The following is a 23,624-nucleotide window of genomic DNA, read 5'->3' as shown; positions in this document are numbered from 1 at the left end:
CTTACTTTATAAAGTAAGGTGTTTTTTTATGCTCTTAAGAGGTAGTTGTTTGCTGCAGTAAGATGGTTTTGTTGTTTTTCTTCAGGCATTTTATCAAACATATGAACTAGCATTCCTAATCGAGGATTTGATAAAAAGAAATCACGATGTGTATGCATAAAACGCCAAAAAAGCCCATCCCAAGTTTTTTGCCACTCACCTTTTTTATAATTACTCATTTTTAGTATGTAATTACTGCCACTTATGTATGGTTTTGTAGCCATTATACCTCCATCGGCATATTGGCTCATTCCGTAAACATTTGTAACCATTACCCAATCATAAGCATCAATAAAAAGCTCCATAAACCATTTGTAAACTTCATTTGGATCAAATTCACACAACATCATAAAGTTTCCTAAAATCATCAGCCTCTCAATGTGGTGGCAATAACCTGTTTGTAATACTTTTTTTATAGTTTTATCAATTGGTAAAATACCTGTAGTACCATTGTAAAAAGAAGCGGGTATTTTCTTTTTAAATTTCCAGAAATTAGTAGTTCTTTCGTCCCTTCCTCGGACTTCATAAACGCCTCTTATAAATTCTCGCCACCCAATAATCTGACGAACAAAACCTTCTGTTGAGTTAATAGGTATTTTATTTTCTATAGCGTATTGTAAGCAAGCATCAATAATTTGTTTGGGTGTTATTAAACCTACGTTTAACATGGGAGTTAATACACTGTGGTTTAGTATTGAGTTTTCTGCGACAATAGCATCTTCATAAGTGCCAAAATCCATAAAACGATGTTCGAAAAATTGGTACAACCATTGCTTTGTAGTTTTGTAATTTGTGGGATATAAAGAATATTCGGTAAGATTGCCTAGATTGTTTGAAAAATGTTTAGCTACATATTTTTGAGCCTCTATGTAATATGAGTCTGCATCTGGGAAATGTATTGTTGTTGGTGTTTTTTTGGCAGGATATTTTTTTCTGTTTTCAGTATCAAATGTCCATTTGCCTCCAACGGGATTGTTATCTGAGTCTATAAGAATTTTACGGGCTTTACGTTGGGCGATGTAAAAAGGTGTTTGATGATATTTTTTATTATCCTTAGTAATAAGTGCAGAAATCTCTTTTTTAGTGTTTAAAAAAAGTGGTGAATTGTATTTTTTGATGGAGATATCATTTTCTAAAGAACCTTTTTCTATTCTTTTTTGAAGCCAATCGTCAGTAGTGTCTATATAATTTATGTGTGTTATTCCTTGTTTTTTTAAAAAAGGAATTAAAGTTCTTATATCTGATTTTTTATCTATAGCTTCAATATAGTTAACCTCTATGCTTTTGTCTTCTTTAAGAAAATCAGCGTACTTTTTCATTGTTGCTCTATGAAAAGCTATTTTTTGCTTATTAAAGTTGTAGTGTTTAAAAAATAAAAACTCTTCAATTAAATAGGTAGAAGCTTCTGTATTGAAAAGTGGTGATTTTTCAAATAATTGATGAGGAAATATAAGGTTTGCTTGTTTCATTTGTTTTTTCGGCAGCGTTGACTGCAGTATTTTACATCTTCCCAGTTTTTTTCCATTTCTTACGCCAAGAAAAAGGGAGCTTACAAACGAGGCATGTTTTTTTAGGAAGATGTTGTTTTTTCATTTTAGAAATTAAAACTTTTTAGTTTTTTTGTTAACGTGGATGCTAAGAATTCTATTTTTTTCTTCTTGTACAGCAGGGTGTTTTTTATGTGCCCATATTTTATCTCTAGCAGTACGGGCGCTTTCTTGTAGGTTTACGATTGGCAACGGATAGTCTTCACCTATAAATGTTTTACAAAAAACCTGCTCTATATATGTCATTTTCCATGGCTCGTGAATACTGGCTGTAGGAACATTTGATAGTTCTGGAATCCATTTTTTTATAAATACACCTTGCGGATCATGTTCATAAGAGTTCTTTACAGGGTTGTATAGTCGAACTGTGTTGATACCTGTTGTACCTGCTTGCATTTGAAATTGAGGATAATGAATACCAGGTTCATAGTCTAAAAAATACCTTGCTAAATGATAAGTTCCCTCTCTCCAATCTTGATCGAGATTTAGAGTTAAAAACGACACAAGCATTGCTCGCATTCTAAAATTAATCCATCCAGTTTCCTCTAAAGCTCGCATGCAAGCATCAATTAAAGGATAACCAGTAGTTCCTGTTTTCCATGCCTTAATGTAGTCGGTGTTTTTTTTATGCTCTAATAATTCATAACCTTTATTTATACAAAGAGTCTCATAACTACATTCAACCTCAAACTTTTGAATAAAATGACAATGCCAATGTAAGCGTGTTAACATTCCGCTAAAAGCTCTATCGTTTTTAGTTCCGTTAGGGTGTGTGCCTATAAATTGAAAAACTTGTTTGATACTGATGTTTCCCCAAGCTAAATAAGGAGAGAGTCGGCTACACGCCATTCTGCTTTCCGTGGGTTTTGATATGTGTTTATGGTAATTAAAACCTCTTTTTAATGTAAATGATTTTAAGTAGTGCCATGCATTTTGCTCCCCAGCAGGTTGGAGGTGTGAAGGGTAGTTTTCTAATTTTGCTTTTAACTCCTTAGGTATTTTAAAAGGATGCGTTATGTTGATGTTTGTTTTATTAGAATACTGATTGTTAATAACGGGTTGGTGCATTGTTTTATGCCATTCATTATTCCAATTTTTCCTATTCTTAATGCCTCTTAAAATACCATCACGCTGATATTGTTTCCAAAATATTGAATTTTTTTCACAAAAAAGAGCTACTTTTTTATCTCGTTCCCAGGTTATTTTGGTACCACTTTCTTGGTAGCTAAATATTTTGTTTATATTAAAATTAGTATTTAAGTAAGTGAAAATAGTTAGGCTATTTTCATAAAACAAATGCACACTTTTATTGTGTTTTTTTAAAGTAGTGTTAAGTGCTTTTATAGAGTGGTATATAAAGCTAAGATGTCGTAGGCTAGTATCAGGGTGCTCAATAATTTTAGGCTCAAATAAGTAGATAATTATATATGGAATGTCTGATTTTTCAGCATTAAATAAAGGCTCGTGATCTAAAGAACGTAAATCACGCTTTAGCCAAACAATATTTATAGTATGCTTATCCAAACTTTATCTCTTGCTTATTTTATTGCCAGAAATAGCTTTCTGACGAGAGCATTTAAACCTAGTTATGTCTGAATTACGTTTTTTTAAATGTTTTTGACTTACGCCGCTATTTACACGTTTTCGCCATCGCTTAAAACTAGATTCTTTTAAATTCCCCCTCATTAATTTAATAACCTCTTTTTCGGGTAATTCAAACTGAAATAAAATAGCTTCAAAAGGAGTTCTGTCTTCCCAAGCCATTTCTATAATTCTATTTAGTTCTCTTTCTGTAAATTTATGATTGTGTAGTGCCATACTAAAATTAAATTTTTTCCCAAATTTGATCTACATTCAAGTAAAAACTACCTAAAGAATTAAAGTTACATTCATTAGGTGATATGATAGATAAAAAATTTTCATTATCATTTCTTTTATACAAATGGTATACTTGACCGATAATAGGTTCAAAAGAAAATTTAGCAGCAAATATTAAGTTATTATACTCAAACTGTTGCATCATCTTTTCATATTCATCTTTAAGTGCTAGATATTTGGCAGCTACTTTATGATTTATTTTATTAATACTTCTGTTCTTCCATGCAATTGTATCTGTAGTTGTAATTACTGGTGCACCAACTGATGTTGCATATGGCTTAAGAGCTGCGTCGTATTTTTGAGTTTCTGTATTAAAAACTACATTATCAGGTTTTTTATCTTGTATCATAAAAAAAGGTTAATTCAGTTTTTCTATTTGTTTCATTATTTCTTCAGCTTCCATGGTCTTTTGATCACTCATTTTTCTGTTAACCGTAGATAAACCATAGGCTTCTTTTAAAAGTTGTTTATATTGATCTTGTAATTTTTCTTTTGACGATTTTTTTTTAAACAATCCAAACATACACGCAGTTTTTTGTGAGAATAACAAATAATATTTTTGTAAAGATACAAAATGTTTAACAAATGCAATTATTGATTAAACAAAAGGGCTTGTTTATGTTTTTTTTGATAAATAAATTTATGTTTTTTGTTTTAATGTAATTAAAAGTAGTACATTTGCACTCGAAATCGCGGGATAGAGCAGTAGGTAGCTCGTCGGGCTCATAACCCGAAGGTCACTGGTTCGAGTCCAGTTCCCGCTACTACAAAAGAGTAATCAGAAATGATTACTCTTTTTTTTTGTTCGAATATTTAAAAAGTTAAACTTTTTAAATGTAACCGAATTTAATATAGAAAGGTGTTATTTTTACAAAAATTAGAACAACCGTATTAATTGTATAATAATGAAGAAATTAGTATCAGTATTACTATTTATAATAAGTCTTGTTTCTTATGGGCAAATTCACAGCCCAGTAAAATGGACAACATCAGTAAAAAAGATATCAAATCAAGAAATAGAATTAATTGCCACAGCAATACTTGATGATGAATGGCATATCTATTCTCAGGAAATACCTAAAGGAGGTCCTATACCTACATTATTTTCATTTATAGGAGATAAAAGATATTTAAAAAAAGGAAATACAAAAGAAGACGAAGGACATGTTGTAGATGATGAAATGTTTGATATGCGTATTAAATATTTTGATGAAAAAGCAGTTTTTAAACAACGTATTAGGTTAAAAACACAAGAGAAGTTTATTATTAAAGGTACTGTAGAGTATATGGTTTGTTCAGATGAAAATTGTTTACCCCCTAAAGAAGAAGATTTATCTTTTATGATTAATTAAATAATACATCAATATAATTTAGATGAAAAAAATAACGCTACTACTGCTGGTTTTGTTAATCAGCACAATAACAGTAAGAGGTCAGATATTTAATCCTATAAAATGGACAACAAAAGTTGAGAAAATATCAGATTCAAAATATAAATTAATTACAGAAGCTACTATAAAGGAAAACTGGAGTCTCTATTCTCAGGAAGTACCAAAAGGCGGTCCAATACCAACCACTTTTACCTATGATGATGATGGCGGTAGTTTAAAGTTAGTAGGAAATACAAAAGAGCCTAAAGGAAAAGTTAAATTCACAAAGCTTTTTAATGAGGAAGGAATGAATATTAAGTCATTCGCTTATAAAGCTGTTTTTGAACAAGAAATAGAATTAGTAGACTTAAAAGTTAAAGAAGTAATTGCATTTGTTGAGTTTATTGCATGTACAGACGAAAAGTGTTTGCCTCCAAAAGAAATCGATTTAGTTTTTGATTTGACAAAGAGCGTTTCTAAGAGCAACGCGATTGCTAATAAAGCTAAATCTGATAATGACTCTGAAGAAAGTAAAAAAGGATTATTAAGTATTTTCTTTATTGCTTTTTTATCTGGTTTTGCAGCATTGTTAACACCTTGTGTTTTTCCGATGATTCCTATGACAGTAAGCTTCTTTACAAAACAAAGTAAAAGCAAAGCTAAAGGAATTAAAAATGCCATTATTTATGGGGTATCGATTATTGCAATATATGTTTTATTAGGTACAGTTGTAACCGGTGTTTTTGGGGCTGATGCATTAAACGCACTATCAACTAATGTTTGGTTTAATATTTCATTTTTCTTGATATTAGTAATTTTTGCAGTATCTTTTTTAGGTGCTTTTGAGATTACTTTACCAAGTTCTTGGGCTACAAAAGTAGATTCGCAAGCAGATAGAGGGGGTTTAATTGGTATCTTTTTCATGGCGTTAGCTTTAGCAATTGTATCATTTTCTTGCACAGGACCAATTGTAGGTACATTATTAGTTGAGGCAGCATCAAAAGGGGGCTTAGCACCTATAATTGGTATGCTAGGGTTTTCTTTAGCCATTGCATTGCCATTTGCATTATTTGCAGCGTTTCCGGGTTGGTTAAATTCATTACCAAAATCTGGCGGATGGTTAAATACAGTAAAAGTTGTTTTAGGGTTTTTAGAATTAGCATTGGCATTTAAATTTTTATCGAATGCCGATTTAGTAATGCAATTACACTTATTAGAAAGAGAAGTTTTTATTGCGATATGGATTGCTATATTTGGTGCTTTAACACTTTATTTATTAGGTAAAATACAATTACCTCACGATAGTCCACAAAAGCATATTTCTGTAGGAAGATTATCTTTAGGGTTGGTTGTAGGAGCATTTACTATTTATATGTTGCCTGGTTTATGGGGTGCACCTTTAAACTTAATAAGTGCTTTTCCGCCACCGCAACATTATAGCGAATCGCCATACGGAATAGGGTATACAAAACAAAATTCAATTACTGTTTCTAGTAGTAAAACAGATACTCATAGTAATTTACCTGAAGGGGCTCATTTAATGCCACCTCACGACATTGTTTCTTTTCATGATTACGATAAAGGCCTTGCATATGCAAAGAAAATTGGTAAGCCGGTAATGATAGATTTTACGGGTCATGCTTGTGTTAATTGCCGTAAGATGGAACAAAATGTTTGGGTAAAACCTAAAGTGCTTGATGTTTTAAAAAATAAAGTTGTTTTAATTTCTTTATATGTTGATGATAAAAGAGCTTTAAACAAAGATGAGGTTGTAGATTCTAAATTGAATCCAGGTAAAAAGTTAAAATATATAGGTCAAAAATGGAGTGAATTACAAACTTTAAAATACAAAGCAAATTCACAGCCATTTTATGTATTAATGGCTCATGATGAAACAAACTTAATAGATCCGGTTTCTTATACACCAAATGCTGATGAATATTATAATTGGTTAGAAAAAGGAATTGGTAATTTTAAAAAATAGCTTTTTTAAAAAAAAACACTTTAGGTTTCCCTAAAGTGTTTTTTTTGAATTTATATGTTATTGTTATAAATTTTATCAACGGTTATAATTCTATAAGTAGCAGAATTTACTGTAATTTTTATATTATTTGTACTATTTGAAATATAGAAATTCTTGCCAATCTTTTCAAAACACTTCAAATCAGCTTCTTTTATTGCTTCGTATATCAAGGTTTCTATTTCTTTTTTAGAAAATAAAGTAGACAATTTTTTATTTATTCTCTGATAAACTAATGCTGTATAGCAATGTTTCTTTAAAATATCACTTTTATTTATTAGCATTTTATTTTAAGTGATACAATTTTTTATTTATTTTAAAGTTATTTAAATAACACGCACTTATAGATTTTTACAAAAATCTCTTTATCGTTTTAAAAAACCTTCTGAAGAAAAGAATATGTGTAAAGTGTAAATTGAGGCACCAGTTTGTTTAATTTATTAGAAAAAACCCTTCAAATTTCTTAAAATTAAAAAAAAACGAAACTGGCACTTTTTCAATTTCTTTTTCTACCACAAAAGTAAAATTAGTTTCGTTAATTCCCTTAAATTAATTGTTAAATTTTATAGTATATGTCGTGGTCTTGTAAAGTTTTAGTTAAGAGATATATAGATATCTAATAGCTTTTTTACAAAGTTAATTTATTAAATAATGCACTTACTTTTTATATATTAAGAGTATTTCTTGTTTCACTTGTTTATATTTGAGGGCTATTAGTAAATTAAAACTTATGAAAAGAATTGTAGTCTTGTTTTTTTTAATTTTTTTATCTAAAACATACGGTCAGGAAACATTACCAATCTATGCAGATTATTTATCTGATAATGTTTATTTATTACACCCAACCGCAGCAGGTATTGGTGATTGTGGTAAGTTGCGTTTAACAGCCCGTCAGCAATGGATTGGAGTAAAAGATGCTCCTTCTCTACAAACAGCAAGTTTTCATGCTAAGTTTAATGAGAATTCTAACGCTGCTTACGGATTTATACTTTTTAATGATAAAAATGGATACCATTCGCAAAAAGGTTTACAAGCTACTTATGCTTATCACCTAAACTTAGGTAACGAAAATTTATTTAAACAGTTATCATTTGGTCTATCTATGTCTGTTGTTCAAAACGAAGTTGACCAAACAAGGTTTGTAAATGACCCCGCTGTCAGTCAAATTATACAAAGTGATTTTTATTTTAATGCTGATTTTGGACTTTCTTATCATCATAAAGGTTTTTCATCTTATTTTACAGTAAAAAATATTATGCTTTCAGCAAAAAATGATTTGAACCCCGATTTTGAATCTCTTAATTTGAGAAATTATATTGTCGGTGCTGGTTATTTTTTCGGAGATGAAGATAAACTACAATTCGAACCATCTGCAATGTTACAATATAAAGAACAAACAGGTGAAAAGATTGCTGATGTAAACTTTAAAATTTATAAAAAATTAGAAACAACTCAGTTGTGGGCAGTACTTTCGTATCGTAGGAGTTTAGATAGTAGTGTATTTGGTGATGCTCATTATATAACTCCAATAGTTGGGGTAAATTATAAAAATTTAATGTTTGCCTATACTTACACGCAACAAAGTGGTGATGTTGTTTTCTCTAACGGTGGATTTCACCAATTATCTTTTGGAATAAATGTGTTATGCCGAAAGCGTAGAGGATCAGCTTGCCCTAATATAAACGGAAGCTTTTAAAAATCTAAATTAGCCACAGTTGCTCTTTTATAATCCTCTAAAATAAGATCTAAAACGGTTTTGTCTTTATTGGTGTAAAAAATATTATCAATATCAACATTTGAATTTGAAATAAGGTTTTCTCTTATTAAAATATTTTTTGTTTGTCTTGCAACAGCCTCACCAGAATCAATAATACGCACAGTATTTCCTACTATTTCTTTTATTTGAGGAATAAGGTATGGGTAATGTGTACAGCCTAAGACAATATAGTCACATTTAGAATAAAGCATTGGTTTTAAGTGTTTCTTTAGTAAATTTGTCATTTCTGTTGAATGAATTTTACCATTTTCAATAAGTTCAACAAGGCCAGTTCCAATTTGTTCTATAATCGTGATGCTATTATCTATCGTTGCAGACGTTTGTTCAAATAGTCTGCTATTAAGTGTTCCTTTGGTGGCTAAAATACCAATAATACCTCTTTTGGTTTGAATAGAAGCAGGCTTAATTGCTGGCTCAATACCTATAATCGGTAAGTTATAATTATTCCTTAAATAATCTATTGCATTTGTGGTAGCAGTATTACAGGCAACAACGACAAGTTTACAGCCTTTGTTTATTAATAATTCTGTGTTTTTAATTGATAAATCTAAAATCTCTTCCTTTGTTTTTTGCCCATAGGGAGCGTTTTTACTATCAGACAGGTATATCGTACTTTCGTTTGGTAATAGAGCGTTAATTTCCTTCCAAATAGAGGTGCCTCCAATCCCAGAGTCGAATATACCAATAGGTTTTTGATTGTCTTTTTTCATAATATAACAAAAATAAAAATCCTGCTGAATTCAGCAGGATTTTTATAACATATTTTTTTAGGTTTTATATTTAAAATCCTAATTTAGCTTTAACAGCATCATAAATGTTTTCACCTTTATCATAAACGATTAAACCTTTACCTGGTGCAGCGTCAAATACATAAATAATTCCTTTAGCAGCAGCAACATCTTTAATTGCTTGCTCAGCTTTCTTTAAGATAGGAAGTGTTTTTTCTTGATATTTCTTTTGCATTTCTTGTCCAGCAGCCTGTTCAGCTTGTTTGATTCTTTGAGAATCTTGCTGAATCTCTAAACCTCTTTTTTGATTTACTTCTTGTGTTTGGCTCTTACCTTCCGCTTCATATTTCTTCATTTTAGCTTGCACTGTTTTGTACATAGCTTCGATGTCGTCACGGTAAGTTTTGTTTAATTTCTCTAACTCAACCTTCATTGCTTTGGTTGCAGGCATTTCAGATAATAACTTATCAGTGTTTATATGTGCAGTTTTTTGTGCATTTGCCACACTACCTAATCCAATTGTGAAAATTGCAACTAATACTAACGTTTTAAAATGTTTCATCTTTGTTTTTTAATTTAATTTATTGTTCTTTATTCTTGATTTATTTGTTCTTTTTTGCTTCAGCCTCTTTTCTTGCTTCCTCTTGAGCTTTTCTTAAAGCATCTTTCTTTTCTTTTAATAACTTTCTTGCGTCAGCTCTTTGCTTTAATTTAGCTTGTCTTTTTTCTTCAATTTGCTTAATTTTAGCAAGCCTATCATTTTGCTTTTTCTTTCTAAGCGCTTCTTTTTGAGCTATTTTATCTTTTTGAGAGTCAGTTAAACTTTCGTTTTTAAGCAATGCTTTCTTTTCAGCTATTTTATCACTCCTCTGTTGCTTTTTCTGGTCAATGTTTATTATTTTAACAATAAGTTCGCTAATATCGTGTTTTTTGTTGGAATACAACATAACAAGCTCACTAGATTTATTAAAAACGAAATCATATTTTTTTCTAGAAGCTATAGATTGCACTGCATTATAAACTTGATCTTGAATAGGTTTTATTAATTGCTTTCTTAAATTATACATATCTCCATTTGGGCCAAAGTATAACGATTCTAACCTGCGTAAAGATTCTTGTTTAATAGTTATATCTTCCTCACGTTCTACAACCAAATCTGTTGTTAAAATTGCTTTTTCGTTAGTTAAGTCAGTTTTTAAAACTTCTATAGCCCTCGCTTCTTTATCTAATTTAGTTTTCCATTTTTCAACTTTAGCATCTAAAGAATTTTGAGCTTCTAAATATTCTGGGATATTTTGAAGAATATATTCCATATCAATATATGCAATACGCTGACTTCTTTGCCCAAGAGCAATAGTTGTGATAAATAAAAGAACGATTGATAAAATACTTTTTTTCATGTTACTATAATGTATTTAGAAAAAACCGTGCCAAAAAAACGATTATTAGAATTGTAAGTTTTTAGAACTGTCTTCCGATGATAAAATGTGTTTGCCATCCAGATTTTTCAGATTGTCCTGGTAATGGATCAAACCCGTGGGCAAAATCGATACCTAGTAATCCAAATGCAGGCATAAATATACGAATACCCATACCAGCTGAACGCTTTAATTGAAACGGATTAAATTCACTAAAATTGTTATAAGAGTTACCAGCTTCTAAAAATCCTAAAGTATATATTGATGCAGAAGGCTTGTCTGTTATAGAGTAGCGCAATTCCATTTGAAATTTGTTATATATAGCGCCACCATCAACAGATGAGATTCTATTGTTCTCATAACCTCTTAATCCAATAGTTTCTCTACCATCTAATTGTCCTTGAGCAATACCATCACCACCAACAAAATATCTCTCAACAGGCGTTAAACCTAATTCGCTGTTATAGCTTCCTAAATACCCCATTTCAAAATTAGACATTAATACTAATTTATTGTTTGAAGATAATGAAGTGTACCATTTTCCTTTTGCAGATAATTTATAGTACTCTAGCCATCTATATTTGTCGGCCAAATAAGCTTGCCTTTGATCGTTAGTTGGGTTTTCATCCTCTGTATAATCTTTTCCATTAACTAATGAATAAGGAAATGTAGCCTTTGCTTTAATAGTAAACTCAGATCCATAGCTAGGGAATATTAAACTAGGTCCAGTAGAGTTACGACTAAGCGCAACACTATACGCTAGGTTATTTAAGTTTCCATCGCTAATAACATCGTTAGAGGACCCTACTCTATAACCGTAGTTTTGTAGGTCGATTCTTTGGTAACTTATGTTTTGAGATAGAGAAAAATAATCATCAGGCCAACTTAAACGTCTTCCTAAACCAATAGAAGCTCCAATAATACTTAAACTCTGATCTTTATCTACTCTATTGGTTTGAAAATCGTATCTATATTGATTAGATAAATAAACAGAAAATGATAATGATTGTGGTTTTTTACCACCTAACCATGGCTCTGTAAAAGAAAAACTATAAGTATTATAAGTTTGACTAGCCTGTAAGCGTAATGATAGTTTTTGACCGTCACCCATAGGTAATGGTTTGTAGGCTTCTTTATTAAAAATATTTCTAAAAGAGAAGTTATTAAAAGATAGTCCTAGTGTTCCTATAAATGATCCACCTCCATAACCACCTTGTAGCTCAATCTGACTTCCACCTTTTTCTACAACAGAAAAATCAATATCAGCTGTTTTATCTTGGTAGTTTGGTTTAACATCTGGAGTTACATTGGCGTCAAAGAAACCTAACTGACCAATTTCACGTATAGATCTAATAATATTTTGACGACTAAATAAATCACCTGGCTTTACACGTAGTTCTCTATAAATAACGTGGTCATTTGTTTTTTCGTTTCCACTAACCGTTACTTTTTTAATGGTAGCTTGTTCGTCTTCACGAATACGAACTTCTACGGTAATAGAATCATTATCTACTTTAGTTTCTATAGCGTTTATTTGAGAAAACAAATATCCATTGTTGTGATATAATGTTTGAATATCTTGAGAATTTGGAGTTCCATCACCTGAAATGCGTTCTTTTAAAACTTTTCCGTTATAGACATCTCCTTTATCAATACGTAATAAATTTTGTAAGAATTTATCAGAATAGGTTTTGTTTCCTATGAATTTTATTTCGTCAAAACGGTATTGACGACCTTCTTCTAATGTAATATCAAGGTTAATTGTATTGTCTTCATTCCAGATAAGTTTATCAGACAAAATACGTGCATCACGGTATCCGTTTTCACTATATTTTTCAAGAATATTTTCTAAATCTTCTTTATAGTCATCTAATATGTACTTAGATGATTTCCAAAAACGACCAAAAATTTTACGTTTGGTGTTTTTCATAATTCCACGCAAGGTACTGTTAGACATTGCTTCGTTACCTATAAAGTTAATTTCTTTAATTTTGATACGACTTCCTTTGTCTATAAAAATATCCATACTAACAGTGTTTATGTCAGATGTGTCTTTTTTTGTATTTAAAGAAACCTTTGTTTTTAAAAACCCTTTATCGGTATATTTCTTTTTAATATAATTTCTTGTAGTTACGATTAAGTTATCTGTAACCATAGCTCCTTTTTTAAGCTCAGTATCTTTTTTAAGTTCTTTTGCTTTAGACTTGCTAATACCCGAAACAGAAATGTCTGTTAGTTGAGGAAGTTCTTTAACATCAAATAAAAGATAAACAGTTTCACCATCTTTTTTAGATAGATAAACATCTACTTCATTAAACTGCTTACTTTCATAAAGTTTTTTAATAGCGCTGGTAAGTTTGTCTCCAGGTAGTTTTATAGACTGACCATCAATTAGACCAGTGTAAACTCTTATTGTTTGCTCGCTAAACTTCTGTAAACCACTAACTGTAATTCCACCAAGTATATATTGTTCTCCTTTTTTATAAGGAATAACATTACCAGTGGATGTGCTATCTTTAGTTATGGTGTTTTGTGCTTGTGTATTCGCCGATAAAAAGGCGATTAAAAATACTACTAAATAAGAATATTTATTCATTGGTCTCAATCTGTTCACTTGTTTTTCCAAACCTTCTTTCTCTGTCCTGGTAATCTATTACAGCGTCAAAAAGATTTTCTCTTCTAAAATCTGGCCATAATACTTCTGTAAAATATAATTCGGCATATGCTATTTGCCAAAGTAGAAAATTACTAATTCGTTGTTCGCCACTTGTACGTATCATTAAATCAACGTCGGGCAAATTAAATGTATATAAATGGTTATTTATAATTTTTTCGTCTATTTTTTCAATATCGAGCTCGTTATTAACAACTTTTTTAGATATGTTTTTGATTGTGTTAACAATTTCTTCTCTAGAACCATAACTTAAAGCAAAAGTTAAGGTGATTTTAGTGTTGTTTTCTGTTTCGCTAATAACTTTTGCAAGTATTTTTTGCGCACTTTTAGGTAAACTATCTATGTTACCAATAGCATTAATTTTTACGTTTTTACGCTGAAAATCTGGTAGTTCTTTTTTTAACGTGCTAACAAGTAGGCTCATTAAAGCGTCTACTTCTAGTTTGGGTCTGTTCCAGTTTTCTGTAGAAAAAGCATATAATGTAACAAATTTCACCCCTATTTCAGATGCTGCATCGGCCGTTTGCCTTATTGCGGTAAGTGCGTTTCTATGACCAAAAACACGTTGCATTCCTTTACCTTTAGCCCATCTACCATTACCATCCATAATAACAGCAATATGATTTGGTACTTTTTGTAAGTTGATACAGTGTAATTTGTCTTTCATATTTATTCTGCTAAACCTTTGTAACAAGGTGGTCTTCCAAAACTATAAACAATAGAAATTCCAGTAAACATATACCAGTCATTACCAGTACCACCAAAATTAAAATCATTTATCTTGTCTGTAGTAAAATCTATATCATCAACTATTGTAATTCTTACACCTGTTTCTAAAGCTATTGCTAAGTGATCGTCTAAACGCCCTTTAATACCTACACCTACTGGCAAAGAATAAGAGAACTTGTTTTTTAAGCGAACAGTAGTAGGTGAAGTTCTTTCTACAGGACTTGCGTAATTAAATGCAGCAATTTCAGCTAGTATATATGGAGTAAACGTTGTTTTGTAATTACTAATATTGTAATCGAAGAAGTTAAATTCTATCCCCGCAGCAAATTCATGTAAATTGTTAGAGAAATTATTCCCTCTGTTTTGGCGGAATAAATTTTCAGAGCTTTTATCGTCGCCAGAAACAGGAATATAAGTGTAGGTACCTCTTAAAGCTATTCTTGGATTTAAGTTGTATTTGTAAATTAAACCACCACCTAATTCATTAGGATATATGTAGCTACTTCGACCTATATCTCCAACATAATTTGTTCCCCCTACGAAAAAACCTATTTCGTGAGTCTGAGATTGTATTGTGATTGCTGTAAAAGCAAATAATATGAATATAATAGTGTTCTTCATAAGAAAAATAGCGTGCAAATATAGTAAAATGAATTTGCTTTAAAAAGTTAATAATCTGTCTTTTTGATTAACTTTTTTTTATTGAATTTATTGTGATACAGTGCAATTATAAAGATTCGTTTCTGGTGTCTTCTCCCCATAAAAGTTTACCTCGTAGAGTTCTTAAATGCGATTGGTGGTCAAGTAAAATGCTTTTTATGGTGAAGGACGCTTTTTGTATTTTAATTTTTGTACCTTCCGAAACCGTGGTGATTCTAGAATCTAACGAGATTAGGTAATCTTTTTCACGAGCGCTAACTTCTAGATCGATTATTATGTCGTCAGGTATTACCATTGGCCTCGCATTTAAGTTATGTGGAGCGATAGGTGTAATAACAAAACTTTTAGAGTCGGGCAAAATGACAGGACCGTTACAACTTAATGAATAGCCTGTAGAGCCTGTTGGTGTTGATATAATTAAACCATCGGCCCAGTAATTTGTTAAGTACTCTTTGTTTAAATAGGTTTTTACGCCAATCATTGATGTGGTATTTCTACGGGCTATAGTTATTTCGTTTAGAGCAAAGTCAAGCTCAGTAAATTCCTTTGCTTGCGGAGAGGTTTCTATTTGTAGTAATGATCTATCTTGAGTTATGTAATTTTTATTTAGTAATAAATCAACTGCTTCGTTAATTTGATCTTTTTGAACTGTAGCTAAAAAACCTAATCTTCCGGTATTTATACCTAAAGCAGGTATGTTTAAATCTCTGATGTAAGTTACGGCTCTTAAAAAAGTTCCATCACCACCAATAGTAAACATCATATCAAAAGAATTTGATAAGTCATTAAAATGTGCATAGGTAGGATACTTTTTTGATAAAGAATTATTTGCAACTAATAAGTCATAAAACTCTTTTTCAAAAAAAATAACAATTTTGTTTTTTTCTAATGCCGATACTAATATTTTAATTTCTTTTTCAGCAGAAATTGTATAGGCCTGACCGTAAATAGCTACTTTTTTCACTTGTAATAATGTTTTATGGTATAAATATGTAAATTACATATCTAAGTATTTTTTTAAATAAGAAGCTCTATCTTTTAATTCTTCTAAATAAAAATCATCTTCATGTTTTGTGATAACATTGTAGTCATATCTTCGAAAAGTTTGAATGATTTCGTTTATTTCTTCAGTATTAATTTTTAAAGTAACCTGAATATTATCCTGATTTTCAGAAGAGGTGTAAAGACCTAGTAATTTTCCGCCGTTAGTTTCTACTATTTGAGCAATTTCACCCATAGAAGTATCATTTTTGTTCTTTTCTATGATTAAAGTTTCACTTTCATTGTGTAAAAAAGGGCTGTCGGCAAAAGCATCTAAGATGTCGCTTAATTCATAATAACCAACATAATTCATGTCTTTGTCTAAAACCGGAATTAAATTACAGTCGTTATCAGCAAATAATACAATTAAGTCTAAAAGCGTTGTTTTTTCATTAGAGTAAAAATGATCTAGTAAATAAGTGTATTCACTAAGTAAATCTTCTTTGTTTTCAATCGTATGAACATCACTTTCGGGTAAGCAACCAATTAGTTTGCCGTTTTCAACAATAGGAATATGAGTTATAGGTAGATCTTTACATACTTTTAAAGCGCTTTTTACAGTGCTTTTTAAAGTAAGTGCTTTAATTTCTTTAAGTATAAATTCGTTCACATTCATTACTACGAATATAGTTTAAAATGTTTTAATGATTATCTTTGTAGCCTAATTTTATGAGATGACAAAGTTAAGTGTAAATATTAATAAAATTGCTACGTTACGTAATTCTAGAGGTGGAAATACACCTGATTTATTAAAGGTAGCAGCCGATATTCAGGGTTTTGGTGCAGAGGGAATTACGATTCACCCACGACCAGATGAACGACATATTCGTTACCAAGATGCTTATGATTTAAAATCGATTGTAACTACCGAATATAATATTGAAGGAAATCCGATTGATCAATTCATGAAAATGGTGTTAGCAATAAAACCAACACAAGTAACCTTGGTGCCAGATAGTGTAGATACTTTAACATCAAATGCCGGTTGGGATACTGTAGCGAATCAATCGTATTTACAAGAAGTTATTTCGGAATTTAAGAATAACGGAATTAGAACTTCAATTTTTATTGATACAGATTTAAAGTTGATTGAAGCCGCGGCTAAAACAGGTGCAGATCGTATTGAATTATACACCGAAGAATTTGCAACTCAGTTTGATTTAGGTAATAAAAATGCTATAAAACCATATGCAGATGCTGCAATTTTAGCACACGAATTAGGTTTAGGTATTAATGCAGGGCATGATTTAAGTTTAGAAAATATCAAGTTTTTTAAGCAAAATATTCCAAATTTAGCCGAAGTTTCAATAGGGCACGCGCTTATTTCTGAGTCGTTGTATTTAGGTTTAGAAAACGTGGTGAATATGTATTTACACAGATTACAATAAGATGCAAATTTTACATTCTAGAATAATAGGAGAAGGAAAACCGTTGTTAATCTTGCACGGTTATTTTGGTATGGGTGATAATTGGAAAAGCCATGCTAGCAAATTAGGGGAAGACGGATTTGAAGTACATTTAATAGATCAAAGAAATCATGGTCGTAGTTTTCATTCTGATGAATTTAATTACGAAGTAATGGTAGCCGATTTATATAATTATATACAACATTATAATTTAGAAAAGGTAGCTTTATTAGGGCATTCTATGGGCGGTAAAACAGTAATGTTATTTGCTACTGAGTATGCTGATTTGGTTAATAAATTGGTGGTTGCTGATATTTCGCCAAGAATGTATCCGCCACATCATCATGATATTTTAGAGGCTTTGAATTCTGTTGATTTTACGATTCAAGATTCACGAAGCTTGATAGATGAAAAACTGTCAGGATTAATTCCGGAAGTTGGCGTGCGACAATTCTTATTAAAAAGCGTGTACAGGAAAACGAAAGATCAATACGGATTTCGTTTTAATTTGAAATCGTTGACTGAAAATAATAACGAAGTAGGTGAAGCTTTACCTTCGTTTACCGTTTTTGAAGGTGAAACCTTGTTTTTAAAAGGAGAAAACTCGGGTTATATTTCGGTAAATGAAGAACCGATTATCAATGCGCACTTTCCGAATTCTACCATAAAAAAAATAACGAACGCAGGGCATTGGCTACATGCTGAAAATCCGAAGGATTTTTATACAGCGCTTATCGGTTTTTTAAAGTGATTTTATGATGCGTTTCTGTTAGGTTTTAATTACTCCAATCCAACGCTCAGTATTTTTACCAAATTATATGAGTCATCCAATTTTAAAAAAGGATATTCCACCTTGCTGAGAAAAAGACCGTTTGGGTGAGCGGAATACTTAATTTTTAGTTCTTTTTTTAGATTCAAAATTTCGGTAAATTCAGCTACAGTCATTTTACAACGCCCGACTTCTAGTAAATAATAAACACAAATTCTTACCATGCCACGCAAAAAACGACTACCAGTAATCGTAAAGCGCATGCGTCCTTGTGCTTCATCAATAAACAATTCGCAATTACTTATCTCACAAAGTGTATTATCGTATAAATGTGGTTGTTTACACAGCGCCTTAAAATCTTTAGTTTCACGAATAAGAGCCACAGCTTTTTTCATTAATTCGAAGTCTAGTTTTAAATTTTCATAAAAAGAACTATTGTGAAATAGTATTGGGTTTTTCTTCCAATGTATAAAATAATCGTAGGTGCGTGATACTGCACCATAACGGGCATATTGATCTTCGTTGACTTCAAATATTTCAAAAATGGCGATGCTATTAGGTAGATTCTTATTTAGCCTAAATTTTAAGTCGAAACTAGGTGGCTCATCAAGATTGATGTCTATAACATATTGGCTAGCATGCACACCTGCATCGGTTCGACCGCAACCATAAACGCTTATTCTTTTCTTAAAGAGTTTAAAAAGTGTTTGTTCTAAGGCTTCTTGAACCGTGTTTTGGGTGCTGTTTTGTCTTTGCCAACCGCTGTAATCGGTGCCATCGAATCCTAAGTGTATAAAATATCGCATTTGTGAGTTAGAAAAAGAGTGATTTTAGTTAGCGAAGTTACTAGAAAACGTCTTAGGAATCAACCTAATTTTTAGACATTAGATGGAAGTGTATTTGTGTTATTTTAAAGAGATTTCTTTTCTGATTCTACTTAACGAAGTATCAGTAATACCTAAATAAGAAGCTAAAATTTTTAAGGGTACGTTTTTAAGGATTTCAGGTTGCTGTTTCATTAATTTTAAATAGCGTTTTTCGGCAGAATCTTTTATCATGCCTAACATGCGATCTTTAAGATTCGAATAATTCATAATCAACATCATTCTTCCAAACTCTCTAAACTCTGGTATGGTATGAAAGCTTTCTTGTACATCATTATATTTCATTTTCCATAAAACACAATCCGTAAGGCTCTGAAAGTTTTCACTGCTTGGTTTTTGTTTGAAAAATGATAAAAAGTCGTTTACAAAACAAAAAGGAGAAAAAATATTGGTAGTAATTTCATCACCGTTACTATTAACGGTGTACGATCTAACGAGTCCGGATTCTAATATGTAAGTCGCTTTCGGCGTTTTGTTTTCGGCCAAAATAGCAACATTACTTTTGATTTCAACTAACTCGAACCTCGCTGTTAATAATTTAGCTTTTTCTGTGGGCATTGGCAAGATAGATTGTATATATTTTTCTAAATTTTCTTTAGTCATTGTTTGGTTTTTGTGAGTAGTTTTATTTTTAAGACTGACAAAACTGCAGTTTTTTGATTTTGGTATGATTATCGCTTTTTATCAGTAAAACATAAAAGTAATGAAACTATTTTTAAAATTATTGCTAACTGCGTTGGCAGTTATCATATTAGCAAGTGTATTACCAGGTGTGGTTGTAACAAGTTATGTAACAGCAATAATTGTAGCTGTAGTAATTTCGTTATTAAACATGTTTGTACGTCCGTTATTAGTGTTTTTTACATTGCCTGCAACTATTGTAACGTTAGGGTTGTTTTTATTTGTAATTAATGCCATTATTATAATGCTAGCAAGTAGCTTAGTTACTGGCTTTGCAGTAAGCGGATTTTTTACAGCACTTTTATTTAGTGTGCTGTTATCAGTATTCAGATCGTTCTTGTTTTCGTTACTAGATGAAGATAAGATGTAGCTGAAAACGAAAGAGTTAAACCTTTTGCAGAAAAGGTAAAAATAAACTAATTTTGCACCCGATTTTAAAGAAACAGATTTTAAGATGAATATTACAAAACAAAACGTAGATGCGTTAAACGCAGTTATAAAAGTTGATATAGTTGCTGAAGATTACCAAGCTACAGTAACAAAACAATTAGAAGATTACCGTAAAAAAGCAAACATTCCAGGATTTAGAAAAGGTCAAGTGCCAATGGGAATGGTTAAGAAGCAATACGGAAAATCAATAATGATTGATGAAGTAAACAAGCTTTTACAACAATCGTTAAATAAATATTTAGCAGAAGAAAAATTAGATATTTTAGGAAACCCATTACCAAGAGTAGAAGATAATTTTAACTGGGATGCAGAGAAGTTCTCTTTTGAATTCGAATTAGGATTAGCTCCTGAGTTTGATGTAAACTTAAAGCCTAAAAATAAGGTTACGCAATATAATATCATCGCAACGGATGAGTTATTAACTAAGGAAATTGAAAATATTCAAACTCGTTACGGTAAGATTTCACCTATTGATGCAGCTACAGAAGAAGCTAACATTACTGGTACGTTTGTAAACGAAGCTGAGGAGATTAATAAAAAATCAACAATTTCTGTAAAAGATATTAAAGGTAAAACAAACTTAAAGAAGTTTGTTGGTGCTAAAGTTGGTGATGTATTAGAGTTAAAAACAAAGAGTTTATTTGAAGATGAGCACAAGTTGCAAGATGCCTTAGGTGTTGCTCACGAAGCGGTTCATGGTTTAGACGTTGCTGTTACTTTTACAATAGAAGAAGTTACAAAAACAGAAGCCGCAGAATTAGATAAAGAATTATTTGATAAACTATTTGCTGACGGAAGTGTAAGCACAGTATCTGAGTTAAAAGATAAAATTAAAGAAGATGCTGAAAAGCAATTTCAACAACAAGCAGATCAGCAATTATTAAATGCAATTACTGAAAACTTAGTAGAGAATACAAAATTTGAGTTGCCTACTGAATTTTTGCAAAAGTGGTTACAAACTGCAGGAGAAAAGCAATTAACTGCTGATGAAGCTGTAGCAGAATATAATAAATCTGAAAAAGGTTTACGTTACCAATTAATCGAAGGAAAGGTAATGAAAGATAACGATATTAAGATTGATTATAAAGAATTAGTGGATTATGCAAAAGGGTTTATCCGTTCGCAAATGGCACAGTTTGGTAACATGAATCCAGAAGAAAAAGAGTTAGACGATATCGCTGGTAGAGTATTACAAAACCAAGAAGAAGCTCAGAAATTACAATCTCAATTAATTAGCCAAAAATTATTAGGTTTCTATAAAGAGAATATGAGCTTTGATTCGAAAGAACTTTCTTACGAAGATTTCATCAAAGAAGTATATAAATAAATGTCATTGTGAGGAACGAAGCAATCTATTTATTAAAAACTAGATTGGTTGAATTAATTATGCCTCAGTAAAGATAAAAAAACATAAGAAACCTGAATGTGAATTCAGGTTTTTTTAGCCATAAACGGTAACAATATACTAACGAAATAGTTCTTATATTTACACCATATAACCCAAAAAACATTTTTAAAATGGATTACGGAAAAGAATTTGAAAAATACGCAACAAAACACCACGGAATAAACAGTACATATTTAGGTAAAATAACAAGTAGTTTAACGCCATATATTATGGAAGAACGTCAGATGAATATTACCCAAATGGATGTTTTTTCTCGTTTAATGATGGATAGGATTATCTTTTTAGGTACAGGTGTTAACGACCAAGTAGCCAATGTAATTCAAGCACAATTATTGTTCTTAGAAAGTGTTGATGCTAGTAAAGATATTTCAATTTACATTAACTCTCCAGGTGGAGGTGTTTATGCAGGTTTAGGAATTTATGATACCATGCAATTTATAAAGCCAGATGTAGCAACAATATGTACAGGTATGGCAGCATCTATGGGAGCTGTTTTAATGTGTGCTGGTGCTAAAGGAAAGCGTTCAGCATTACCACACTCTCGTATTATGATTCACCAACCAATGGGAGGTGCGCAAGGGCAAGCGTCTGATATAGAAATTACAGCAAGAGAGATTTTAAAATTAAAAGATGAGTTGTATACTATCATTGCAAATCATTCAGGGCAAACAGTTGACAAAGTAAATAGAGACTCTGATCGTGATTATTGGATGAAAGCTGACGAAGCAAAAGCTTACGGAATGGTAGATGAAATTTTAACAAGAAAATAATACATTACTGTTATTACGAACAGAGTAACGTAATTTCTCTTTTAGAAAGAGATTACGTTGTAAAACTCGTTATGACGTTATAAAGTAACATAAAATGTCGAAAGAAGAAAACTTACAATGTTCCTTTTGTGGGCGTAAAAAGCCAGAAACTGATTTATTAATCGCTGGTATGGATGCCCATATTTGTGATAAATGTATAGAGCAAGCTCACGGTATTGTAGAGGAAGAAGTAACTGAAGCTAAAACAGATGGTTTATCGAAAGATTTAACATTAAAAAAGCCAAAAGAAATTAAAGCTTTTTTAGATCAGTATATAATCGGGCAAGACCAAACAAAAAGAGGAATGTCGGTAGCTGTATATAATCACTATAAGCGATTGTTACAAACTAAAGACGAAGAAGATGAGGTTGAAATAGAGAAGTCGAACATTATTTTAGTGGGTGAAACGGGTACCGGTAAAACATTGGTAGCACGTACAATTGCTAGAATGTTAAACGTACCTTTTTCTATTGTAGATGCTACAGTTTTAACACAGGCAGGATATGTTGGTGAAGATGTTGAAAGTATTTTAAGTCGCTTATTACAAGCCGCAGATTACGATGTAGAAAAAGCACAACGTGGTATTGTTTTTATCGATGAGATAGATAAAATAGCTCGTAAAGGGGATAATCCTTCAATTACTAGAGATGTATCTGGTGAAGGTGTTCAGCAAGCTTTATTAAAACTATTAGAAGGATCTGTAGTAAATGTTGCTCCTAAGGGAGGAAGAAAGCATCCAGATCAGAAGTTTATTGAGGTAGATACCAAGGAGATATTATTTATTGCAGGTGGTGCTTTTTCAGGAATTGATAGAATTATCAGCAAGCGTTTAAATATGCAAGCTGTAGGTTATAGCGCTTCAATTGATGAAGACAAGGTTGATGAAAGTAACTTGTTACAATACATTATTCCTTCTGATTTAAAATCATTTGGATTAATTCCAGAAATCATCGGTCGTTTGCCTGTATTAAGCTACATGAATCCGTTAGATGCAGAAACATTGCGAGCTATTTTAACCGAGCCTAAAAACTCTATTATTAAGCAATACACAAAGTTGTTTGCTATGGATGATGTTGAGTTTACCTTAACAGAAGAAGCATTAAATTATATCGTTGATAAAGCAATTGAATATAAACTAGGTGCTCGTGGATTACGTTCATTGTGTGAAGCTATTTTAACCGATGCAATGTTTGATATGCCAAGTTCAGATGAGAAGGAATTAAAGGTAACCAAAGAATATGCTGAATCTAAAGTAACAAAATCAGCTTTAAAGAAATTAAGAGCAGTTTCGTAATTTATGTTAAAAGCATATATTAGTACTATCATCAGAATTAAT

25 protein-coding genes, 1 tRNA gene and 1 pseudogene are annotated in these 23,624 nt (G+C 31.3%); 10 read left to right on the top strand and 17 right to left on the bottom strand.

From position 1 onward, the window contains the following. Window positions 1–26: 26 nt before the first annotated feature. From P2G10_RS06515 to P2G10_RS06490, 6 genes and pseudogenes are all read right to left on the bottom strand, one after another. Window positions 27–1,508, bottom strand: a complete 1,482-nt coding sequence (locus tag P2G10_RS06515) for a cryptochrome/photolyase family protein (RefSeq protein WP_275315755.1) — start codon at window positions 1,506–1,508, stop codon at window positions 27–29. Further along, window positions 1,505–1,632, bottom strand: a pseudogene (locus tag P2G10_RS06510) (DUF2256 domain-containing protein). The gene P2G10_RS06515 and the pseudogene P2G10_RS06510 overlap by 4 nt, the downstream one beginning before the upstream one ends. Window positions 1,633–1,640: 8 nt before the next feature. After that, window positions 1,641–3,110, bottom strand: coding sequence for a cryptochrome/deoxyribodipyrimidine photo-lyase family protein (locus P2G10_RS06505; protein WP_275315754.1), 1,470 nt, complete (start codon window positions 3,108–3,110; stop codon window positions 1,641–1,643). Window positions 3,111–3,113: 3 nt separating this feature from the next. After that, window positions 3,114–3,404 (bottom strand): TIGR03643 family protein, encoded by a 291-nt coding sequence (locus tag P2G10_RS06500; protein WP_275315753.1) that lies wholly within the window; start codon window positions 3,402–3,404, stop codon window positions 3,114–3,116. 7 nt (window positions 3,405–3,411) lie between these two features. After that, window positions 3,412–3,813, bottom strand: a complete 402-nt coding sequence (locus P2G10_RS06495) for a DUF2452 domain-containing protein (RefSeq protein ID WP_218771458.1) — start codon at window positions 3,811–3,813, stop codon at window positions 3,412–3,414. Between the two features lie 9 nt (window positions 3,814–3,822). Then, window positions 3,823–3,987 (bottom strand): Lacal_2735 family protein, encoded by a 165-nt coding sequence (locus tag P2G10_RS06490; RefSeq protein WP_275315752.1) that lies wholly within the window; start codon window positions 3,985–3,987, stop codon window positions 3,823–3,825. A 168-nt stretch (window positions 3,988–4,155) separates the two neighbouring features. On the opposite strand from P2G10_RS06490, the gene P2G10_RS06485 reads away from it, so the two are divergent. From P2G10_RS06485 to P2G10_RS06475, 3 genes are all read left to right on the top strand, one after another. Next, a tRNA-Met gene (locus P2G10_RS06485) sits at window positions 4,156–4,228 on the top strand. 141 nt (window positions 4,229–4,369) lie between these two features. Further along, window positions 4,370–4,816, top strand: a complete 447-nt coding sequence (locus P2G10_RS06480) for a protein-disulfide reductase DsbD domain-containing protein (protein WP_218771456.1) — start codon at window positions 4,370–4,372, stop codon at window positions 4,814–4,816. A 22-nt stretch (window positions 4,817–4,838) separates the two neighbouring features. Then, window positions 4,839–6,818: a protein-disulfide reductase DsbD family protein gene (locus tag P2G10_RS06475; protein WP_275315751.1), complete on the top strand. Its 1,980-nt coding sequence runs from the start codon at window positions 4,839–4,841 to the stop codon at window positions 6,816–6,818. A gap of 50 nt (window positions 6,819–6,868) precedes the next feature. Here P2G10_RS06475 and P2G10_RS12765 read toward each other — a convergent pair whose 3' ends face one another. Beyond that, window positions 6,869–7,138, bottom strand: coding sequence for a DUF3781 domain-containing protein (locus P2G10_RS12765; protein WP_420833282.1), 270 nt, complete (start codon window positions 7,136–7,138; stop codon window positions 6,869–6,871). Between the two features lie 446 nt (window positions 7,139–7,584). Here P2G10_RS12765 and P2G10_RS06470 point away from each other — a divergent pair, with 446 nt between their 5' ends. After that, the gene (locus P2G10_RS06470) at window positions 7,585–8,550 is read left to right on the top strand and encodes a PorP/SprF family type IX secretion system membrane protein (protein ID WP_275315750.1); all 966 of its coding nucleotides are present in this window, start codon (window positions 7,585–7,587) and stop codon (window positions 8,548–8,550) included. Here P2G10_RS06470 and murI read toward each other — a convergent pair. The 8 genes from murI to P2G10_RS06430 form a co-directional block, all read right to left on the bottom strand. Next, window positions 8,547–9,341, bottom strand: coding sequence for a glutamate racemase (gene murI / locus P2G10_RS06465; RefSeq protein ID WP_275315749.1), 795 nt, complete (start codon window positions 9,339–9,341; stop codon window positions 8,547–8,549). The genes P2G10_RS06470 and murI overlap by 4 nt on opposite strands. Window positions 9,342–9,411: 70 nt before the next feature. Continuing rightward, window positions 9,412–9,921, bottom strand: a complete 510-nt coding sequence (locus P2G10_RS06460) for an OmpH/Skp family outer membrane protein (RefSeq protein ID WP_275315748.1) — start codon at window positions 9,919–9,921, stop codon at window positions 9,412–9,414. 40 nt (window positions 9,922–9,961) lie between these two features. Then, window positions 9,962–10,759 (bottom strand): OmpH family outer membrane protein, encoded by a 798-nt coding sequence (locus P2G10_RS06455; RefSeq protein WP_275315747.1) that lies wholly within the window; start codon window positions 10,757–10,759, stop codon window positions 9,962–9,964. A 61-nt stretch (window positions 10,760–10,820) separates the two neighbouring features. Next, the gene (gene bamA / locus P2G10_RS06450) at window positions 10,821–13,373 is read right to left on the bottom strand and encodes an outer membrane protein assembly factor BamA (RefSeq protein ID WP_275315746.1); all 2,553 of its coding nucleotides are present in this window, start codon (window positions 13,371–13,373) and stop codon (window positions 10,821–10,823) included. Then, window positions 13,366–14,118 (bottom strand): isoprenyl transferase, encoded by a 753-nt coding sequence (locus tag P2G10_RS06445; RefSeq protein WP_218771448.1) that lies wholly within the window; start codon window positions 14,116–14,118, stop codon window positions 13,366–13,368. Before P2G10_RS06445 ends, bamA begins: the two co-directional genes overlap by 8 nt. A 2-nt stretch (window positions 14,119–14,120) precedes the next feature. Further along, window positions 14,121–14,801, bottom strand: a complete 681-nt coding sequence (gene porG, locus P2G10_RS06440; protein WP_218771447.1) for a type IX secretion system protein PorG — start codon at window positions 14,799–14,801, stop codon at window positions 14,121–14,123. Window positions 14,802–14,907: 106 nt separating this feature from the next. Beyond that, window positions 14,908–15,804, bottom strand: coding sequence for an NAD kinase (locus P2G10_RS06435; protein WP_275315745.1), 897 nt, complete (start codon window positions 15,802–15,804; stop codon window positions 14,908–14,910). A 33-nt stretch (window positions 15,805–15,837) separates the two neighbouring features. Continuing rightward, a complete protein-coding gene (locus P2G10_RS06430) occupies window positions 15,838–16,497 on the bottom strand; it encodes a CBS domain-containing protein (RefSeq protein WP_275315744.1) in 660 nt (219 codons plus the stop codon). Between the two features lie 58 nt (window positions 16,498–16,555). Between P2G10_RS06430 and P2G10_RS06425 the strand changes: the two genes are divergently transcribed. After that, complete coding sequence (locus P2G10_RS06425) at window positions 16,556–17,269, top strand: pyridoxine 5'-phosphate synthase (protein ID WP_275315743.1); 714 nt, start codon at window positions 16,556–16,558, stop codon at window positions 17,267–17,269. A gap of 1 nt (window position 17,270) precedes the next feature. Beyond that, on the top strand, window positions 17,271–18,038 hold the full coding sequence (locus P2G10_RS06420) for an alpha/beta fold hydrolase (protein ID WP_275315742.1): 768 nt from the start codon (window positions 17,271–17,273) through the stop codon (window positions 18,036–18,038). A gap of 29 nt (window positions 18,039–18,067) precedes the next feature. Here the strand turns inward: P2G10_RS06420 and truA are convergent, their stop codons facing one another. Together truA and P2G10_RS06410 are read right to left on the bottom strand one after the other, a co-directional pair. Beyond that, window positions 18,068–18,862, bottom strand: a complete 795-nt coding sequence (gene truA, locus P2G10_RS06415) for a tRNA pseudouridine(38-40) synthase TruA (protein WP_275315741.1) — start codon at window positions 18,860–18,862, stop codon at window positions 18,068–18,070. Between the two features lie 99 nt (window positions 18,863–18,961). Next, entirely contained in the window at window positions 18,962–19,543 is a 582-nt protein-coding gene (locus P2G10_RS06410) for a Crp/Fnr family transcriptional regulator (protein WP_275315740.1), read from the bottom strand. A gap of 100 nt (window positions 19,544–19,643) precedes the next feature. On the opposite strand from P2G10_RS06410, the gene P2G10_RS06405 reads away from it, so the two are divergent. The 4 genes from P2G10_RS06405 (at window position 19,644) to clpX (ending at window position 23,582) form a co-directional block, all read left to right on the top strand. Further along, window positions 19,644–19,991 carry a phage holin family protein gene (locus P2G10_RS06405; RefSeq protein ID WP_218771440.1) on the top strand — a complete coding sequence of 116 codons (348 nt, stop codon included), beginning with the start codon at window positions 19,644–19,646 and terminating at the stop codon, window positions 19,989–19,991. Between the two features lie 84 nt (window positions 19,992–20,075). Beyond that, entirely contained in the window at window positions 20,076–21,398 is a 1,323-nt protein-coding gene (tig, locus tag P2G10_RS06400; RefSeq protein ID WP_275315739.1) for a trigger factor, read from the top strand. A 191-nt stretch (window positions 21,399–21,589) separates the two neighbouring features. After that, a complete protein-coding gene (gene clpP, locus P2G10_RS06395; RefSeq protein ID WP_218771438.1) occupies window positions 21,590–22,249 on the top strand; it encodes an ATP-dependent Clp endopeptidase proteolytic subunit ClpP in 660 nt (219 codons plus the stop codon). Window positions 22,250–22,343: 94 nt separating this feature from the next. Further along, window positions 22,344–23,582 carry an ATP-dependent Clp protease ATP-binding subunit ClpX gene (gene clpX / locus P2G10_RS06390; protein WP_218771437.1) on the top strand — a complete coding sequence of 413 codons (1,239 nt, stop codon included), beginning with the start codon at window positions 22,344–22,346 and terminating at the stop codon, window positions 23,580–23,582. Window positions 23,583–23,624: the final 42 nt, after the last annotated feature.

This window comes from Tenacibaculum bernardetii, from assembly GCF_029125915.1.
GTDB classification, from domain to species: domain Bacteria; phylum Bacteroidota; class Bacteroidia; order Flavobacteriales; family Flavobacteriaceae; genus Polaribacter; species Polaribacter bernardetii.
The sequence above is the reverse complement of the archived record's forward strand: the minus strand, read 5'-3'. Positions and strand labels throughout refer to the sequence as shown.